A 17,374-nucleotide genomic window follows, 5' to 3' on the forward strand; every position below is an offset into this window, starting at 1 on the left:
CCTCAACTGACCCAGCCGCGACTGACCCGGGTCGGCTGTTCTAAGGCGCGTCCGGGCGAGACAGCAGCTCCCGAAGCGTCGCGAGCAGCTCCCGGCGGTCCGCCGCGCCCAGCTTTCCGCGGATGCGGGCCATGTGGTGCTCGACCGTCTTCCCCGAAATGAACAGCTTCGAACCCGCCTGCTTGTAAGTCAGGCCTTCGACCACCAGCCGGGCCACCTCGAGCTCTCGCTCGCTCAGCGCCGCCAAGCCCGTCCCGGCCGCCGCGGGCTCCGATGTTCCCGGCTCGCGGCGGGCCGCCGTTCCCTGGAACTGGCGGGCCGCCTCCAGCAGCTGGACCATCGCCTTGCGGTCGGACGTGCGGATCGCCGCCTGGCCGGCCAGGCGGGCCGCGTCCCAGCGCAGGCCCAGGTCGTGCATCTCGGCTGCCGCCGCCGAGATCGTGTCCGGGGCGAACGTGCCGCTCCGGACCGACAGCCAGCAGCGGGCGGCCGTGGCCAGCGCGTGCGGGTAGCGGCCGCAGTGGGCGTGCGTCTCCAACGTCGTCAGGTGCGCCTTCGCTGCGTCCGCGTCCTCCAGCGTGATCGCCGCGTGCAGCTCGTGCCACACCAGCGAGACCGTCCACAGTGGAGGCTCGCCGAGGCGCGCCAGTAGGGTGTGGGCCCGTTCGAGCTGACCCGAAATCTTCGCGAACGCGCCGGTGCGGGCCGCCGCGATCGCGAGCTCGCCCAGCGGCAGGAGGGTGAACAGGTCCGTCTGCTGCCGCATCGACGCCTGGTACGCGCGGTGCCACGACCGCTGCAACCCCACCAGATCGCTGGCCCGGCGCGCCAAGCCGAGCTCCAGGGTGGCGAAGAACAGCTCATCGCGGGCTTCCAGCGTGCGGCCGGCGACGGCGTCGCGGTGTTCGGCCGCCGTCGCGAGGTCGCCGGCTGTCATCGCGACCCAGCCCAGCAGCAGCCGGTGCCGCACGGACAGCAGGTCGCCGCCGATCCCGCCGTCGAGAGCGCGGGTCAGCACGGGCTCAGCCAGCGCGAGTTCCCCGGTGTGCAAGGCGGCGAGCGCGGCCAGCGACGCCGGGCTGTCGGGCAGCAAGGTGCCGCCCAACGCCGGCTCCAGCATCGCGGCGGCGCCGAGCAGGGTCGACAAGGTCTCCGTCGCGCAGCCGACCACCGAATCGGCGATGCCCCGGGCCATCCGAGTGGCCGCCCCGGCGAACAAGGTCGGCGCGACACCGGGAGCGGGGGAGTCGAGCAGCCGCCGGGCCCCGTCGAGATCACCGGTGCCGACGAGCGCTATCGCCGCGAACGCATCGGCTCCCGCCCAGTTGGCGGTGCCGGGATGTCCGGCGCCCGCGGAACCGTGGCTGCTGGAATGCCCGCCAGGCGCCATCATTTCGGCGCTACGCGACGCCCAGTGGTACAGCTCCGCACTCCGAGCCAGCTCACCCCGATGCGCGAGCACAGTCGCCGCGATCGCCGCGCCGGCTGCGCGGGTCTCGGGATCAGCCGCCCCAAGCATCCCGTCGCCGAGGCGCAATGCCGTGTCCAGGTCGCCCGACAATGCCGTCGCGCGGGCCCAGCCCGCCGTCACCACCGATGACCGGTCGCCCGCCTCCGCCGCTGCCTCGAACAGCCGGGCCGCGAGTCGCGCGTCGGCCGGCAACGCCTCCGCTGCCGCCGCTGCGAACGCTGCCGCCGCTGATGCTCCGGAGCTGCCCGTGCCGAGCAGGGACCGCGCCAGGTCGAGTACCGGGAGACCGTTCGCCAGCTGCAGCTCGACCAGGCGCTGGACCGTCGTCAGGCGGCGGGCGGGTGGGCCGAAGTCGCGGACGGCCGTTGCGGCCAGGGGAAGCAGCGTGTCGTCCGGGCCGAGGAGACCCGTCGCGCGGGCCGCGTCGACGATCGATGGCAACTGATCAGGGCCGCGGTCCAGCAACGCGCACAGCAAGTCGAGATTGCGCCCTGCCCCGGCTTCCGCCGCGATCAAGTACCGCAAGACGTCGTCGGGGAGCTCGTCCAGCTCCGGGCGAAACTCCTCCAGCCGCCCGAGGAGCGCGCGCTCGGCCAAGCGCGGGACTCCGCCGGTGCGCGCGTGGAGCTCGGCCGCCGCCTTGGGCTCGGCGGGCGAACCCGTCACCGCCGCGATCAGCCGTGCGACGTCCTCGACGCCGAGGGGGCCGAGTTGGAGCAACGTCCAGCTCGAAGCCACCGCGGCCGGCCGGTGGGCGACGACGATCGGGCCGTCCGCGCCCGTGAGCAGCTCCTCGAGCTGGTCGGGACCCAGCCGGTCGGCGTCGTCGACGAGCAGGGCCTGGACGCCGGCCGCGCGGTAGCAGCGGTCGAGTGCGGCGAGCAGCACGCTCTTGCCGTACCCGCCGGGCGCGACGACGGCCAGCCGCATCGGCGCCGCCGGGTCGGCCGTGACCTGGTCGAGCAGCCGCAGCGCCGCCGGGTGCACGGGGACGGTGCGAAGCGGGGGGACCTGCGTGAGCAGAGTGTTCAACAGGGACCTTCACCGGAGGGGTGGGCGCAGTGGCTCGGGACGGGGGAGGGGACGGCGGTGGCTTCGCGGGCGGTGACCGTGATGACCACGGCCGAGGTGGCCGCGGCGAGCAGGAGCACCGCGGCCGCGAGGGGACGCCGCCGCCGGAACAGGTTCATCGGACTGCTCTTTTCGGGCAGCTCGAACGGCGTGATCTCGACCGGCGGGCGCGGTGGCCGCTCGCCGAGGTCACCGAGCGTGTCCACCTGGGGGAGCAGGGTGGTCTCGACGGCGGGGGGTTCGTGCGGGGCACCCCGGTGGTCCGCGCGCAGCGCCGCGAGGGCGGCCGCGCCGAGTGCGGTGGCCGCCGGCGGAACCGGTCCCGCGAACACCGGGCACGGCGGCCGGGCCGGGAGCGCGTGCGGGGGGACGTCGCCGCAGAACACCACGCCGGCGAGTCCCTTGGGGGACGTCGACGCCGCGTTCGCGAGGGCGAAGAGCGTGCTGAGCGCCGCCGCCGGGGCCACGCCTTCGGCGCTCGCGGCCGGTTGCCAGCCGCTCGCGCCGGTCGCCGTGGCCAGGGTGACGTTCACGCCGTCGGCGCCGAACTCGCAGACCCCGGCCGCCGTGGCGCCGGGGCCGGGGACGGGCAGGTGCGCCCCGAGCGCGGCGATCGAGCCGGGGACCAGCGTGACCGCGGGGAACCCGGCGTCGGCCAGTGCCCTCCGCAGCACGTCACGGCGGTAGCCGCCCCAGTCGGCGGGGTGGGTCAGCACCAGGTGCTGCGGGGCGCCGCCGAACTGGTTCGCGGCGTGCTCGGCGATGCTTTCGACGAGCACGGTGGTCAGCGTCTCGGGCGGGAACGGCTCGCCTTCGACGAGCATCGGCACGTCGTCGCCGATCCGCCGGTGGAAGCCGGTGAGCAGCCGGGACGGGACCTGGGCGCCCGCCTGCGCGGCCGCGTCCCCGGTGAGCAGGTACCCCTCGTCGTCCAGGAACAGCGCGGACGCGGCGGCGGGGGTTCGTTCACCCAGCCAGAGCGGTTCGGGTTCGCTCCAGCCGGGGCCTTGACGGTGGCAGGTCGCGGCGTGGGTACGCCCCTGTGCCACATCGATCCCAAGGACGTAAGGCAATGGCGCTTTCCTCCTCACCTCGCGGGGCCGATCGGGGGTGCGGGATCCCCCTAGGGCTCGGGGCATCCTCACCCAAACGGGTTAGTCAATCAAGGGGCTGGAGGGATTTAACCCAACTGCGAGCATCTCGGATGACCCCCTAACTCCCTAACGATGACATATCGATCCCCTATTGGCTGACTGGTCCGCGACTCGGAGTGATCCCCGATGTGCGTGGGGGGACCGGGTCCCTAGCTTGATGTCGGAGCAGCGGTCCTTGCGGCCGATGCCGTCCCCCGAACCACCGGACCAGGAGAAACCCCATGGACTCCGTGCAGACGTTGCACGACTTCGCCCTGAACCTGCTCAACGACCCGACCGCCCTCGCGGCCTTCGGGACGGACCCGCAGGGCGTCCTCGCCGCCGCCGGTCTCGGCGACGTCAGCGCCGCCGACGTGCACGAGGTCATCCCGCTGGTGCTCGACTTCGTGCCGGTCGACAGCCTCCCGGCCGTCGGTGGCCTCGCGGGCGTCGGCAGCCTCCCCGGCCTCGGCGGCCTCGGCACCGACGCCCCCGGCATCCAGGGCGCGATCGACCAGCTCACCGCCCTCACCGCGGGCCTCGGCCTGCCGGCCGTCCCGGCCTTGCCGGGTGTCGGCGACCTCGGCGTCGGCGCGCTGCCGGGCGTGGGCGATCTCGGCCTGCCGGCCGTCCCGGGCGTCGGTGCGCTCCCGGGTGTGAACGACCTCACCACGACCGCCGCCGGCGTCACTGCGCTCGCGGGCGACTTCGGCAACGCGGGCGACCTCGGCTCCAGCCTGGACGCGGTCCAGGTCACCGGGAACCTCGTGTACTCGGTCACCGACGCCGACCACAGCTCGGTCGTCGCCACCGTCGAGCAGGCCGCCCACCTCGGCGACGCCGTCACGAACAACGTGTCGTACAACGCCGTCACCCCGGTCTACGAGGCCACCTCGCAGGTCGGTGACATCAGCGGTGACCTCAGCCACACCGTGAACTCCGTCGTCGGCCAGGTCGGCGACTTCTCCGGCATCCTCAAGGGCGCCGGCGACATCGACGTCAAGCACGTCACCGGCGAGGTCACGAACGCCGTCCACGGCGTCGGCGACGTCAGCGGCGTCGTGTCGAACGCCACCGGCATCTCCGTCGACCACAATGTGGCCGGCGCGGTCGGCGACATCGCGAGCGGCAACACCTCGGCCGTTCACGACGTGGTGTCCGACGTCTCCGACGTCAGCCACAACGCCCTGGGCAACCTGCACCTCGGCGACATCGCGTCCAACGACATCCACCTCGGGCACTGATCCCCGAACCGGTCACCGGTGCCCGTCCCGCGGTCTGGGTGCAGCCGCGGGACGGGCACCCGGTGTGCGTACGGGGAGTAAACCGGGGACACTCGTCCGCTGTGACCGCACCGGCTTGGCACGAAGTGCTCAACGAGACTCTCGACGCGTGCCGCACCCACGGCCGCGCCGACCTCGCCGAGCGCCTCCGCAGACGTCGTGACGCCCCCGAGGGGCAGATCCGGCTCGGCGTGCTCGGATTCCCCAAACAGGGCAAGGGATACCTGGTCAACGCGGTGCTGAACGCGCCTGTGTGCGCGGTCGGCGACGCCCCGACCCCCGAAGTCCCCACTGAAATCGGCTACGCCGCCGAACCCGCCGCCACCCTCGTCAGCCGCTCCCGCGAACGGACTCCCGTCGCGGTCGAACGGCTCACCGGTGAGCTCGGCGCCCGCCCCGCGGGCACGCTCAGCCGCGTCGAGGTCGGCGTGCCGCGCGAGCTCCTGTCCGCCGGGCTCGTCCTCGTGGACACCCCCTCGGTCGGTGACCCGCGGTCACCGCGCACCGCCGCCGCGCTCGACCTGCTCGCCGAAGCCGACGCTGTGATCCTCGTCTCCGACGCGACCGCGCCGCTCAGCGCCGCCGAGCTCGCGCTGGCCCGCCACGTCCGCACCTGGTGCCCGCACGTCGTGCTGGCGCTCACCAAGATCGACGCTTCCCCCGGGTGGCGCGCGGTCGCCGAACGCAACCGCGGGATGCTCGCCGAGGCGGGGATCGACGCGCCCGTCCTACCGGTTTCGGCCGTCGTGCGCCAAGCCGCCGCGAAGGCCGGGGACGCCGACCTCAACGCGCGTTCGGGCTTTCCCGAGCTCCTCACGTGGATCGCCGAGCAGGCCTCGCGGCCGCCGGAGCAGGCCCGCGCGCTGCTCGCCGCCGTCGGCGTGCGCGCCGCGGCCGCGGAGCTCGTCGAGTCCCTGCGCGACCGCGTCGAGGCCGCGGGACAGGATGCCGGGCTCGGCCAGGCCGCGCTGCTGCAGCGCGCGCAACGCCGTGCCGACGACCTGCGGCGGCAGAACACCCGGTGGCAGAACCTGCTTTCCGACGAGGTCACCGACCTGATGGGCGACGTCGAGTACGACCTGCGCGAACGCACGCGCAAGATCGTCAACACGATCGACCAGACCTTCGACGAGGGCGACCCGGCGAAGGTCTGGGATGACTTCGCGCCGTGGCTGGACGAGACCCTGGCCGATGCCGTCGAAACGAACTACGCGTGGCTGGCCGAGCGAGCACAGTGGACCGCGCAGGCGGTCGCGGCGTGCTTCGGCGCGCAGTACGACCGCGCGCTGCCCGACCTGCCGCTCGACGGTTCCGGGGTCGAATACCTCGACGACGTCCGGCGCCCGAAGATCGAGAAGTTCAAGATCGGCCAGCAGGCCTTCACCGGCCTGCGCGGCTCCTACGGTGGCGTGCTGATGTTCGGCCTGGTCACCAGCTTGCCCTGGCTGGGCCTGCCGCTGATCAACCCGGTGTCGCTCAGCGCCGGCGCGGCGTTCGCGGTGAAGACGATCCGCGACGAGGGCGGGATGCGCCTGCAGCGGCGCCAAGCCGCCGCCAAGCAGGCCGCGCAACGGCACGTCGACGACGTCTTCCTGCGCTACAGCAAGGAGTTCCGCGACGGGATCCGCGTCGTGCAGCGGCGGCTGCGCGACCACTTCACCGGGCTGGCCGAGGACCTCGCGGACGAGCTGACGCGCGAACGCGAGACGATCATGGCCGGCACCGCCGAGCGCGAGCGCCGGACCGGGCACATCCGCCGGGAGATCGACCGCCTGGCCGGGCTGCACCAGCGCGCGGGCGAGCTCGGCACGATCGCCGGGCGCAAGCCGCGGGAGCTCTCGGCGTGACGCAGGACGTTCGCGACCTGCTGCACGCCGCGGCCGGGCTCTACCGCGACGACCCGCGCGCCTCGGCGGTCCTGCACGACTGCCTGAACCGGCTGGAGCAGCCGCTGCGCGTCGGGTTCACCGGTGCGCCGTCGTCGGGCAAGACGACGCTCGCCGCCGCGCTCGGCGAGTGGCCGACGCGGGCGCTGCGCGACCTCGTGCTGCTGGACGACCCGGGCCCGGCCGACGACCTCCCGGACGCGTCGGTGCGGCTCGTGCGTCACCTCGAACCGGACGAGCTCGCGGCGGCGCACCCGCCGGGCGGCTCGGCGTTCGCGCGGCAGAGCGCGGTCAACTCGGTGCTGGTGCTGTCCCGCGCGGACGAGGTCGGCGCGGGCCGGATCGACGCGTTGCTGACCGCGAAGCAGCTGGCACGCCGGGCTTGGCGCGAAGACCCGCTGTGCACGGGGTTCCTGGGCGTGATCGCCGTCGCGGGGCAGCTGGCCTACGGCGGCCGGTCCCTGCGCGACGACGAGTTCGACCTCCTGGCGGCCTTCGCCGCGGTGCCGCGCGAAGAGCTGGAACGGCACGTGCTTTCGGTGGACTCGTTCACCGACCCGGCGTTCCCCGGCCCGATCCCGGTCGAGACGCGGCGGTCGCTGGTGGTGCGGTTCGGGATGTTCGGCGTCCGCCTCGCGCTGACGCTGATCCGCACCGGCTGCGACGACCCGCTCAAGCTGTCGACCGAGCTCGTCCGCCGCAGCGGTCTCGGTGAGCTGCGGGACACCCTCGCCGGGTGCTTCGTGGCGCGGGCCGAGGCGTTGAAGGCGCGCACGGCGATCATCCGGCTGGAGACCCTGCTGGCGGACCGGCCCCGTCCCGGCGGCGATCGGCTGGTGTCCCGGGTGGAGCGCTTCGCGGCGGCCGCGCACGACTTCCGCGAGCTGCGCCTGATCGCCGACATCCGCGGCGGCCGCACGGCCCTGTCCGGCGAGCCGGCGGAGGAGGCGGTCCGGTTGCTGGGTGCCCAGGGCACGGCCCCGGCCGACCGCCTGAACCTGGAGCCGGACGCGGACCCGGGCGACATCTACGACGCGGGCCTGGACGCGCTGCGCCGCTGGCGGCACGAGGCGGAACGTCCGGACCGGCCCCACGCGGAACGCACCGCGGCGCACGTCGTGGTGCGCTCGACCGAGGGCCTGCTGTCGCTGTTCGCCTGACACGCCGGGAAAAAACCGGCAATCCGGGCATTCAGGTCATTGCTGTCAGGTGTTGACTCGCGGTCGCCGTCGCCGCACCATAGACCGGTCTATGGTCCAGCGCCGGCCCGAGGAGCACTCGATGCCCGAAGACGTCCGCCCTCGTGTCCGGCTGTTCGGCGACCTCCTGGCGCATTGGGCGCGGGAACGCCCCGGCGACACCGCGCTGATCTTCGGTGACCAGCAGTGGACCTGGGCGGAGTTCGACGAGCGCGTCCGGCGGCTCTCCGGCGCCCTCGCGGCGGCCGGGGTGGGCCGCGGCGACCGCGTCGCGTTCGTCGACAAGAACCACCCCGCCTGCCTGGAGACGACGTTCGCGGCGGCCGGGATCGGTGCGGCCAACGCCGTGGTGAACTGGCGGCTCTCCGGCGACGAACTGGCGTACGTCCTCAACGACTCGGGCGCGAAAGTCGTCTTCGTCGGCACCGAGCTGCTTCCCGTGCTCGACGCGATCCGCGACCGGCTGCCGGCAGTCGAGCGCGTGGTGGCCGTCGACGAGTACGAGTCCTTCCTCGCCGGTGCCGAGCCGCACACCGGCGCCGAACTCGATGAGGACGACGGCGTCCTGATCATGTACACCAGCGGCACCACCGGGTTCCCGAAGGGCGCGGTGCTCACGCACCGCAGCGTCATCGCCCACGGCCTCGCCGCGGGCACGGCGTTCCCGATCGGCCCGGGCGACGTCAACCTCGTCGCGATGCCGCTGTTCCACGTCGGCGGTAGCTGTTACGCCGTTTCCGGTTTCCTGTACGGCGAACCGTCGTACCTGACGCGCGAGCCGGACGCGGCGTCGCTGTTCGCGGCTCTGCGCGCCGGGATCACGCACGCCTTCCTGGTGCCCGCCGTGGTCGCCGGGATCGCGCAGGCCGGCGAGGCCGCGCTCAAGGCGTTCTCCAGCCTGAAGTACCTCTGCTATGGCGCTTCGCCGATGCCGCTCCCGTTGCTGCGCACGGCCCTCGCCGCGTGGCCGGACACCCGGTTCGCCCAGGTCTACGGCATGACCGAGCTGTCCGGCGCGGTCACCGCACTGACCCCGGAGGCGCACCGGGACGCCTCGCGCCCGGAACGGCTGGCGTCGGCGGGTACCGCACTGTCCGGTGTGGACATCCGGATCGTCGACCCGGTGACGGCCGAGGACACCGAGGTCGGTGAGGTCTGGATCCGCACCGAGCAGCGGATGGCGGGCTACCTCGGCAAGCCCGAGGCGACGGCGGAGACCATTGTGGACGGCTGGGTGCGCACCGGCGACGTCGGCCGCCTCGACGACGGCGGGTTCCTCTTCCTCGAGGACCGCGTCAAGGACATGATCATCACCGGCGGCGAGAACGTCTACTCACCGGAGGTCGAGCGCGTCGTCGCGGAGTTCCCCGGCGTGGCCGAGGTGGCGGTGATCGGCGTGCCGGACGACCGCTGGGGCGAGCAGGTCAAGGCCGTCGTCGCGGGCGAGGGGCTCGACGCCGACAAGCTGATGGAGTTCTGCCGCGAGCGGCTGGCCCACTACAAGTGCCCGCGCAGCGTCGACGTCGTGGAAGCGTTGCCGCGCAACGCGACCGGCAAGATCCTCAAGCGTTCGCTGCGCGAGCCGTACTGGCGGGACCGGGACCGGAACGTCTGATGCCCTCGGTGACGCGGCAGGCGTACTTCGCGGCCGCGCTGGACGTCTTGGCGGAACACGGGTTCACCGAGCTGAACGTCGGCAGGCTGTGCCGCGACCTCGGCGTGACGAGCGGGTCGTTCTACCACCACTTCGGCGGCTGGCCGGGTTTCGTGGAGCAGCTGCTGGACCACTGGGAGAACCGGCAGGTGCTCTTCCTGCGCGAGCGGAACTTCGGCAGCGGCGGGCCGTCGGCGGACTTCGCCGCGCTGATGGACCTGACGCTCGGGCTGCCGCACGAGGCCGAGGCCGCCATCCGCGCGTGGGCGGCGAACGACGAAACCGTGCGGGCGGCGCAGAAACGCGTCGACTCCGCCCGGCTGCGGACGGTCGGCAAGGCGGTCAAGGGCATCGTCGACGACCGCGGCCTCGCGCGGACGCTGACGTCGCTGGGCATGGCGATGCTGGTGGGGCACCAGCAGCTGGCGTCGGCGGGGGAGCACAGCGAGCTGGCGACCCTGCTGGCGGAGTACACGCGGCTGGTGCACGCCCGGGCCTCGTGAGTGGGAAACAGTGTTCTAACACTGTTTCCCACTCACGACCTCTTCACGCGTTGCCGAGGATCCGGCTCACCGCGATCTCCAGGACCACCCGCTGCGGGTTCGGCTTGGGCTGACGGTAGCGGGCGGCGTAGCGGTTTTCCGCGTCCCGCACCGACTCCGGGTCGTCGCGCAGCACCGCGCGTCCCTCCAAAGTGGACCACTTCGGGCCCTCCAGCTGGCAGACCGCGACCGGGACGCCGTCGGTGCCCGCGGCCCGGATCAGCCGGGCCTTGACGGACGTGTCGAACGTGATCACGCGGGCGAGGCCGGCGTCGAAGTCCACGGTCACGCCGACCGCGACGACGTGCGGCGTGCCGTCCGGGCGGACCGTCGTCAGGGTGGCCAGCCGGCGTTCGGTCCAGAAGGCGCGGAAGTCCGCGCCGCGGTCGATCTTCATGCGGTCCACGCTAGTCCGTCCGGGTGGCCGGCCGGTCGTGAGACCACTCACGGTCATTGTAAGGAAAGTTTCCTAACAGTCTTGACCTGGTCTTGAACCTTCTGTCACGCTCTGATCGCCGTCGCCGCAGCCAACGATGTCTGTCTTTACGGAGGACCGATGAAGAGAATCGTCCGGGCGGTGGTGGCCACGGCCGCGCTGGCCGCCGGGCTGCTGAGCGTGCCGACGACCGCGTCCGCCGCGGGGACCCCGTACGTGCCGGGAACCCTGCGGCCGTCCGTCTCGCAGGCCACGCAGGATGCCGCGCTCCAGAAGTACTACGACTTCTGGAAGAAGAACTTCCTCACGACCAAGTGCGGCAGCGGCACCTACGCCGTGCTGTCGAAGGACGCCGACCACTCCTTCGTCGCCGAAGGGGAGGGCTACGGCCTGACGATCTCGGCCATGATGGCCGACAAGGACACGCAGGCCCGCGCGATCGTCGACGGGATCCTGAAGTTCGTGAAGGCCCACCCGTCGGTCAACAACAAGGATCTGCACGCGGCCGAGCAGGACGGGAACTGCAAGAGCGTCAACGGCAGCGACTCCGCCACCGACGGCGACCTCGAAATCGCGTACGGCCTGCTGATCGCGGACAAGAAGTGGGGCAGCACGGGCTCGGTCAACTACAAGGCCGAGGCCGTCCGGATCATCAACGCGATCAAGAAGTCCGAGGTCAACAACAGCACGAAGTTCACGCTGCTGGGTGACTGGGGCAACGACGCGGAGTACAAGAACAGCTCGCGTTCGTCGGACTGGATGCCGGGGCACCTGCGGGCCTTCGCGAAGGCGACCGGGGACAGCTTCTGGGACCAGGTCCGGACCCGGTCGGAGACCGCGGTGAGCCAGCTGCAGTCGTCGTACGCGCCGAACACGGGCCTGCTGCCGGACTTCGTCGTCAACACGAACTCGACGCCGAAGCCGGCGCCGGCGAACTTCCTCGAGGGCCCGTACGACGGCAAGTACAGCTGGAACGCGTGCCGCGACCCGTGGCGCCTCGGCGCGGACGCGATCTCCTTCTCCGGCAGCGCGGCGGCGGCGCAGGTCCGCAAGATGAACACGTGGATCAAGTCGGCGACGGGCAGCGACCCGTCGAAGATCCAGAGCGGCTACTCGCTGTCGGGCTCGAAGACGGAGAGCGGCCAGCACCCGTGCTTCACCGCGCCGTTCGCGGTGGCGGCGATGACGGACGCGGGCAGCCAGGCGTGGCTGGACAAGCTGTGGACGTCGATCTCGACGTGGTCCCCGGACGCGACGGACTACTACGGGACGGGGATTACGGTGCAGGTGCTGCTGATCCTGAGCGGTAACTACGTGGCCGCTTAGGCCGGCTCTCGCGGCGGCAGTCCCGCGGCGCGGTAGATCTCGTCGATCACGGTCATCGTCTCGACCGCGTCCTCCGCCGAGGTCTTCACCGGTTCGCCGTGCAGGACTGCCGCCGCGAACGCGTCCAGCTGGTACTCGTACGTCGCCCGGCGAGGGAACTTCTCCGTGCGCCGCGCATCGCCGGTCCGGACCGAAAAGCGGTGGTACGCCTGGGGCATCAGCGGGTTGACCACCTTGAGCGAGCCCTTCGAACCGATCACCTTCGCACTGATATTCAAAAACGAAGACGACCACATCGAGCACGTCACCCGGCCCGTGTGGCCCGAGGGGTACTTCAGCTCCGCCGTCATCGCCCGGTCGACCCGGGGTGACCTCAACCGGGCCGACGCCGACACCACCGACGGCGTCTCGCCCCCGAACGTCCGGGCCATGTGGACCGCGTAGCAGCCCGCGTCCATCGTCGCGCCGCCCGCGAGGTCGTAGTCGTAGCGGATGTCCGAGAACTTCGGCAGCGGGAACGACACCGTCGTCTCGACGCGCTCCAGTGAGCCCAGCTCGCCCGACGCCACGATCTCCTCGGCCCGCAGCGTCAGCGGGTGGTAGCGGTAGTGGAACGCCTCCATCACCACGCGATCCGACTCGGCGGCCAGCTGGGCGATCTCCCGCGCCTCCGCCGCGTTGGCCGTGAACGGCTTCTCGCACAGCACGTGCTTGCCCGCTTCCAGGGCCGCGCGCGTCCAACGGCCGTGGAGGCCGTTCGGCAGCGGGTTGTAGATGGCGTCGACGTCCGGGTCCGCCAGGAGCTCTTCGTAAGACCCATACGCGGCCGGGATGCCGTGCCGCGTAGCAAACGTTTGCGCGCGAACGAGAGAACGCGCGGCGACCGCTGTCACCGCGACGGAGGAGTTCGAAGAAGCGGGCTTGACCAGGGCAGCGGGGGCGATGCGCGCCGCCCCGAGGATGCCGATCCGCAGGCTCATGCGCGCAAGCTAGCACCGAGACAGATTTCAACAGCAAGTTGACCTCTTCAACAACGAGTTGTACCGTTCCGGCCAGCCGAACAGTGGAGGTCCGCTATGTCCCGTTCACGCGCCTTGCAGGCGGGTTTGCTCGCGAGCCTGGCCGTCCTGGTGACGGCCTGCGGTGGTGGTCCGGACGGCGCGGGCGGGACGTCGCAGGCCGCCGGCGCGCCCGCCTCGGGCATCCCGGACACCACGGCGATCGTCCAGGGCGTGCAGAAGGACGCCCAGCTCAACGCCGCGCTGCCCGACGCCGTCAAGCAGGCGGGCGTGCTGCACCTGGCGTCGAACCTGCAGTCCGCGCCCAACAACTTCTACGCCGCCGACGGCAAGACCCCGATCGGCTACGAGGTCGACCTCGCCAAGGCGATCGCCGCCAAGCTCGGCGTCACCGTGACCCACCAGGACATGGCCTTCGGCTCGCTCATCACCAGCCTCCAGTCCGGCCGCATCGACCTGACCATGGCCGGCATGAACGACACCAAGGCCCGCCAGGCGCAGATCGACTTCGTCGACTACTTCACCTCGGGCATCACGATCATGATCCGCAAGGGCAACCCGGACGGCATCACCGGACCGGACACGCTCTGCGGCAAGAACGTCGCCGTCGTGCAGGGCACCAGCCACCAGAAGTTCGCCGAGGCGCAGAGCACCAAGTGCACGCAGGCCGGCAAGCCCGCGCTGAACGTCACCGCGACCGACAGCGACAACCAGAACCAGAACCAGCTGCGCACCGGCCGCGTCGCGGCGATCCTCAACGACCTGCCCAGCGCCGTCTACATCTCGCGGACCGCCGGTGACGGCAAGTTCTTCGAGGTCGTCCCGGGCGAGCCGATCGAGGGCGGGCCGTACGGCATCGGCGTCAACAAGCAGAACAAGCCGCTGACGGAGTCCGTCCAGAAGGCGCTGCAGGCGCTCATCGCCGACGGCACCTACGGCAAGATCCTCCAGGCCTGGGGCGTCGACCAGGGCGCGATCAAGGAGGCCGCGGTCAATGGCGGGTCCTGAACCGCTGCCCATCGTCCGGCTGAGGCACTGGGGACGCTGGGTTGCCGCCGTGATCATCCTGGCCCTGCTCGTGCTGCTGGGCATCGCCCTCGGCAACGCGCAGATCGAGTGGAGCCAGGTCCCGGACTTCGTCTTCTTCAAGGTGATGGCGACCGGTCTGCTCAACACCGTCGTCCTCGCCGTGCTGTCGCAGGCCGTCGCGATCGTGCTCGGCATCGTCATCGCCCTGCTGCGCCGCAGCGCCAACCCGGTCGCCCGGTGGTTCGCCGCCGGTTACATCTGGATCTTCCGCGGCCTGCCCGTGCTGCTGCAGATCCTCCTTTGGTACAACCTGGCGCTGGTCTTCCCGGTGATCGACATCCCGTTCCTGGTCCACGAGCAGACGAACGTGCTGATCAGCGCGTTCACCGCCGCGTTCCTCGGCCTGTCGCTCAACGAGAGCGCGTACATGGCCGAGATCGTCCGGGCCGGGCTGAACAGCGTCGACAGCGGGCAGACCGAGGCGGCCAAGTCGATCGGCATGACGCCGGCCGCGACGCTGCGCCGGGTCGTGCTGCCGCAGGCGATGCGCGTGATCATCCCGCCGACCGGCAACGACTTCATCAACATGCTCAAGGGCACGTCGATGGCGTCGGTGATCGGCGTGACCGAGCTGATCCACGCGGCGAACAACATCTCGTCGAACAACCTGCTGGTGATGGAGACGCTGCTGGCCGCGGCCGTCTGGTACATGGTCGTGGTGACCGTCGCCGGCGTCGGCCAGCACTACCTGGAACGCTCCTTCGGCCAGTCCGACAGCGGGGCGCTCGCCCGCGCGGGCAAGGCGTTGCGCGGCGTGCCGCTGGTGAGGAGTGCCCGTGTCTGAGCCGCTGCTGCGCGCCGTCGGCGTCAAGAAGTCCTACGGCCACACCGAAGTCCTCGGCGGCATCGACCTGGAAGTCCACAAGGGACAGGTCGTCTGCCTGCTCGGGCCGTCCGGTGCGGGCAAGAGCACGTTCCTGCGCTGCATCAACCACCTGGAGACGATCGACGCCGGCCAGATCTGGGTCGACGGCGAGCCGATCGGCTTCCGGCAACGCGGCGGAAAGCTGTACGAACTGCGCGAACGCGACGTCGCCCGCCAGCGCCGGGACATCGGCATGGTGTTCCAGCGGTTCAACCTGTTCGCGCACCGGACGGCGCTGGAGAACGTCGTCGAGGGCCCGATCCGGGTGCTCGGCCTGCGCGCCGAAGACGCCCGCAAGCAGGGCCTCGAACTGCTGGACCGCGTCGGGCTCGGGCACCGGGGCGACGCCTACCCCGCGCAGCTGTCCGGCGGGCAGCAGCAGCGCGTCGCGATCGCGCGGTCGCTGGCGATGAAACCGAAGCTGATGCTGTTCGACGAGCCGACGTCGGCGCTGGACCCGGAGCTGGTCGGGGAGGTGCTGGAAGTGATGAGTACGTTGGCGGGGGAGGGGATGACGATGGTCGTCGTGACGCACGAGATGAGCTTCGCCGCGGAGGCCGCCGACGAGGTGGTGTTCCTGGCCGACGGCGCGGTCGTCGAGACCGGGCCGCCGTCGGAGGTGCTGAGCGCGCCGAAGCACGAGCGCACCCGGCAGTTCCTGGCGAGGATCCTCGCGTGACGCGGATTTCGCCCCGGTACCTGCTCCAGTTCGACGAGCCCGCCGGCTACCTCGACTTCGCCCGGTTCGGGCCGCCGTCACACGCGGTGCTCGACACGACGGCCGCCCTGCTCGACCAGGCCACCACGGCCGGTCCGTCCACTGTGGACGAGCTGATGCGGCAGGAGATCCGGGCCAAGGCGGCCGCCGCGCGGCTGTCCGGCTCGGACACCGATCACACGGTCCTGCTGCCCAACACCAGCCTCGGGCTGTTCCAGGCCGCGTTCCACAGCAGCGGTGACGTCCTCGTGTCGGCCGCCGAGTTCCCCGCCAACACCTACCCGTGGGCCCGCGCCGAACAAGCGGGCCGGCTGCGTGTCCGGCGTCTGACCGGCGGATACGTGACTCCTGAGCGCGTCGCTTCCGCTTTGACGCCCGAGATCACCACGGTCAGCGTCAGCGCCGTCGACTTCCGTACCGGCTTCCGTGCCGACCTGGCAGCGTTGCGCGACGTCGTCGGTGACCGGCTGCTGGTCGTCGACGGCATCCAGGGCTTCGGCGTCGTCGAGGAGCCGTGGGAGGTCGCCGACGTCCTGGTCGTCGGCGGGCAGAAGTGGCTGCGCGCGGGCTGGGGGACCGGCTTCGCGGTGCTGTCCGACCGGGCGCTCGAGCGGATGGACCCGGTGTTCTCCGGCTGGACGGGCGCGCGCGACCCCGGCCTGTTCGACGACGAGATCCACCCGCCGGACGCCACCGCCCAGGCCTGGTCGATCTCCAACCTCAGCCCGATCACGTCCGGTGCGTTCGCCGAGGCCCTCGAACTGGTCGAGGACGCCGGCGTCGGCGCCATCGCGGCCCGCATCGCCGAGCGCATCGGGTCGTTCGAGGAGGTGCTGGCCTCCTGCGGCGCCGAGGTCGTGTCCGCGGTGGACCGCCGCGCCGGGATCCTGGCGTTCACGCTGCCCGGCCATCCCGCGGAGCAGGTCGGCGCCGCGCTGGCCACCGCCGGGATCGCCGCGACCGTGCGGCCCGAGCACGTCCGGCTGTCGCCCCACGCGTCGACGCCGGCGGCCGCCGCGGATCTGCTGCGCTCCGCTTTGGAGACGTTGACGAAGCCGCGTGAGCCCTTGGTCGTCCCGGCCGCGGGCGCGACGACGCACGAGGTGCTGACGGCGCTGGTCCCCGCGATCCCGGGGCTCGCGGCGATGCTCGGGCCGGGCAACGAGGTGCTGCTGCACGACCTGAGCCGGCTGCCGGACTCGATCGTCGCCATCGCGGGCGACCTGACCGGCCGCAACGTCGGCGGCCCGATGACCGACCTGCTGCTCGGCCTGGTCCGCCGCGGCACGACCCAGGACCTGACGAACTACCGCACGCACGGCCCGGACGGCCGCCCGATCCGCTCGTCGACGCTGTTCCTGCGTGACGCCGACGGGGTCGCGGTCGGCTGTCTGTGCGTCAACAGCGTCGACGCGTCCGCGCCGGCGAACGGCGCCGGCGAGCCGGAGACTTTCCCACCGGACGTCGACAGCCTGCAACGGTTCCTCGTCGACCGCGCGGTGACCAAGGCCGGGATCCCGGTGGACCTCATGAAGAAGCGGCACAAGGCGGCGGTGGTCCGGGAGCTCGACGAAGCCGGTTATTTCCTCATCAAGGACGCGGTCGACCACTTGGCCGGGCGCCTCGACGTCACCCGCTACACGATCTACAACTACCTCAACGAAATCCGCGCCTGATCGGGG

At 71.7% G+C, this 17,374-nt stretch carries 14 protein-coding genes; 10 read left to right on the plus strand and 4 right to left on the minus strand.

All coding sequences use genetic code 11. From position 1 onward, the window contains the following. Positions 1-40: 40 nt before the first annotated feature. Positions 41-2,503: a helix-turn-helix transcriptional regulator gene (locus tag ACZ7OU_RS43040; protein ID WP_470259707.1), complete on the minus strand. Its 2,463-nt coding sequence runs from the start codon at positions 2,501-2,503 to the stop codon at positions 41-43. Continuing rightward, the gene (locus tag ACZ7OU_RS43045; protein ID WP_470245397.1) at positions 2,500-3,615 is read right to left on the minus strand and encodes an Hsp70 family protein; all 1,116 of its coding nucleotides are present in this window, start codon (positions 3,613-3,615) and stop codon (positions 2,500-2,502) included. Before ACZ7OU_RS43045 ends, ACZ7OU_RS43040 begins: the two co-directional genes overlap by 4 nt. Before the next feature lie 302 nt (positions 3,616-3,917). On the opposite strand from ACZ7OU_RS43045, the gene ACZ7OU_RS43050 reads away from it, so the two are divergent. The 5 genes from ACZ7OU_RS43050 (at position 3,918) to ACZ7OU_RS43070 (ending at position 10,200) form a co-directional block, all read left to right on the plus strand. Beyond that, positions 3,918-4,919 (plus strand): IniB N-terminal domain-containing protein, encoded by a 1,002-nt coding sequence (locus tag ACZ7OU_RS43050; RefSeq protein ID WP_470245396.1) that lies wholly within the window; start codon positions 3,918-3,920, stop codon positions 4,917-4,919. 101 nt (positions 4,920-5,020) lie between these two features. Then, positions 5,021-6,805 carry a P-loop NTPase family protein gene (locus ACZ7OU_RS43055; protein ID WP_470245395.1) on the plus strand — a complete coding sequence of 595 codons (1,785 nt, stop codon included), beginning with the start codon at positions 5,021-5,023 and terminating at the stop codon, positions 6,803-6,805. Beyond that, a complete protein-coding gene (locus ACZ7OU_RS43060; protein ID WP_470259708.1) occupies positions 6,802-8,004 on the plus strand; it encodes a GTPase in 1,203 nt (400 codons plus the stop codon). The genes ACZ7OU_RS43055 and ACZ7OU_RS43060 overlap by 4 nt, the downstream gene beginning before the upstream one ends. Before the next feature lie 121 nt (positions 8,005-8,125). Beyond that, positions 8,126-9,658: an acyl-CoA synthetase gene (locus tag ACZ7OU_RS43065; protein WP_470259709.1), complete on the plus strand. Its 1,533-nt coding sequence runs from the start codon at positions 8,126-8,128 to the stop codon at positions 9,656-9,658. Further along, positions 9,658-10,200, plus strand: a complete 543-nt coding sequence (locus ACZ7OU_RS43070; protein WP_470259710.1) for a TetR/AcrR family transcriptional regulator — start codon at positions 9,658-9,660, stop codon at positions 10,198-10,200. Before ACZ7OU_RS43065 ends, ACZ7OU_RS43070 begins: the two co-directional genes overlap by 1 nt. A 43-nt stretch (positions 10,201-10,243) precedes the next feature. Here ACZ7OU_RS43070 and ACZ7OU_RS43075 read toward each other — a convergent pair whose 3' ends face one another. Then, the gene (locus tag ACZ7OU_RS43075; RefSeq protein ID WP_470259711.1) at positions 10,244-10,636 is read right to left on the minus strand and encodes a TIGR03618 family F420-dependent PPOX class oxidoreductase; all 393 of its coding nucleotides are present in this window, start codon (positions 10,634-10,636) and stop codon (positions 10,244-10,246) included. Positions 10,637-10,795: 159 nt separating this feature from the next. Between ACZ7OU_RS43075 and ACZ7OU_RS43080 the strand changes: the two genes are divergently transcribed. Continuing rightward, positions 10,796-12,001, plus strand: a complete 1,206-nt coding sequence (locus ACZ7OU_RS43080) for a glycosyl hydrolase family 8 (RefSeq protein ID WP_470245390.1) — start codon at positions 10,796-10,798, stop codon at positions 11,999-12,001. Here the strand turns inward: ACZ7OU_RS43080 and ACZ7OU_RS43085 are convergent. Further along, positions 11,998-12,981 (minus strand): Gfo/Idh/MocA family protein, encoded by a 984-nt coding sequence (locus ACZ7OU_RS43085; protein ID WP_470259712.1) that lies wholly within the window; start codon positions 12,979-12,981, stop codon positions 11,998-12,000. The two genes, ACZ7OU_RS43080 and ACZ7OU_RS43085, sit on opposite strands and share 4 nt — an antisense overlap. Before the next feature lie 96 nt (positions 12,982-13,077). Between ACZ7OU_RS43085 and ACZ7OU_RS43090 the strand changes: the two genes are divergently transcribed. The 4 genes from ACZ7OU_RS43090 to ACZ7OU_RS43105 are packed head-to-tail and all read left to right on the plus strand — an operon-like array spanning position 13,078 to position 17,368. Beyond that, positions 13,078-14,028 (plus strand): ABC transporter substrate-binding protein, encoded by a 951-nt coding sequence (locus tag ACZ7OU_RS43090; protein WP_470245388.1) that lies wholly within the window; start codon positions 13,078-13,080, stop codon positions 14,026-14,028. Next, a complete protein-coding gene (locus ACZ7OU_RS43095; protein ID WP_470259713.1) occupies positions 14,015-14,893 on the plus strand; it encodes an amino acid ABC transporter permease in 879 nt (292 codons plus the stop codon). The genes ACZ7OU_RS43090 and ACZ7OU_RS43095 overlap by 14 nt, the downstream gene beginning before the upstream one ends. Next, positions 14,886-15,653, plus strand: coding sequence for an amino acid ABC transporter ATP-binding protein (locus tag ACZ7OU_RS43100; protein ID WP_470245386.1), 768 nt, complete (start codon positions 14,886-14,888; stop codon positions 15,651-15,653). The genes ACZ7OU_RS43095 and ACZ7OU_RS43100 overlap by 8 nt, the downstream gene beginning before the upstream one ends. After that, positions 15,650-17,368 carry an aminotransferase class V-fold PLP-dependent enzyme gene (locus ACZ7OU_RS43105; RefSeq protein ID WP_470259714.1) on the plus strand — a complete coding sequence of 573 codons (1,719 nt, stop codon included), beginning with the start codon at positions 15,650-15,652 and terminating at the stop codon, positions 17,366-17,368. Before ACZ7OU_RS43100 ends, ACZ7OU_RS43105 begins: the two co-directional genes overlap by 4 nt. Positions 17,369-17,374 lie beyond the last annotated feature (6 nt).

The sequence above is a fragment of the Amycolatopsis sp. NPDC114505 genome (genome assembly GCF_055633615.1).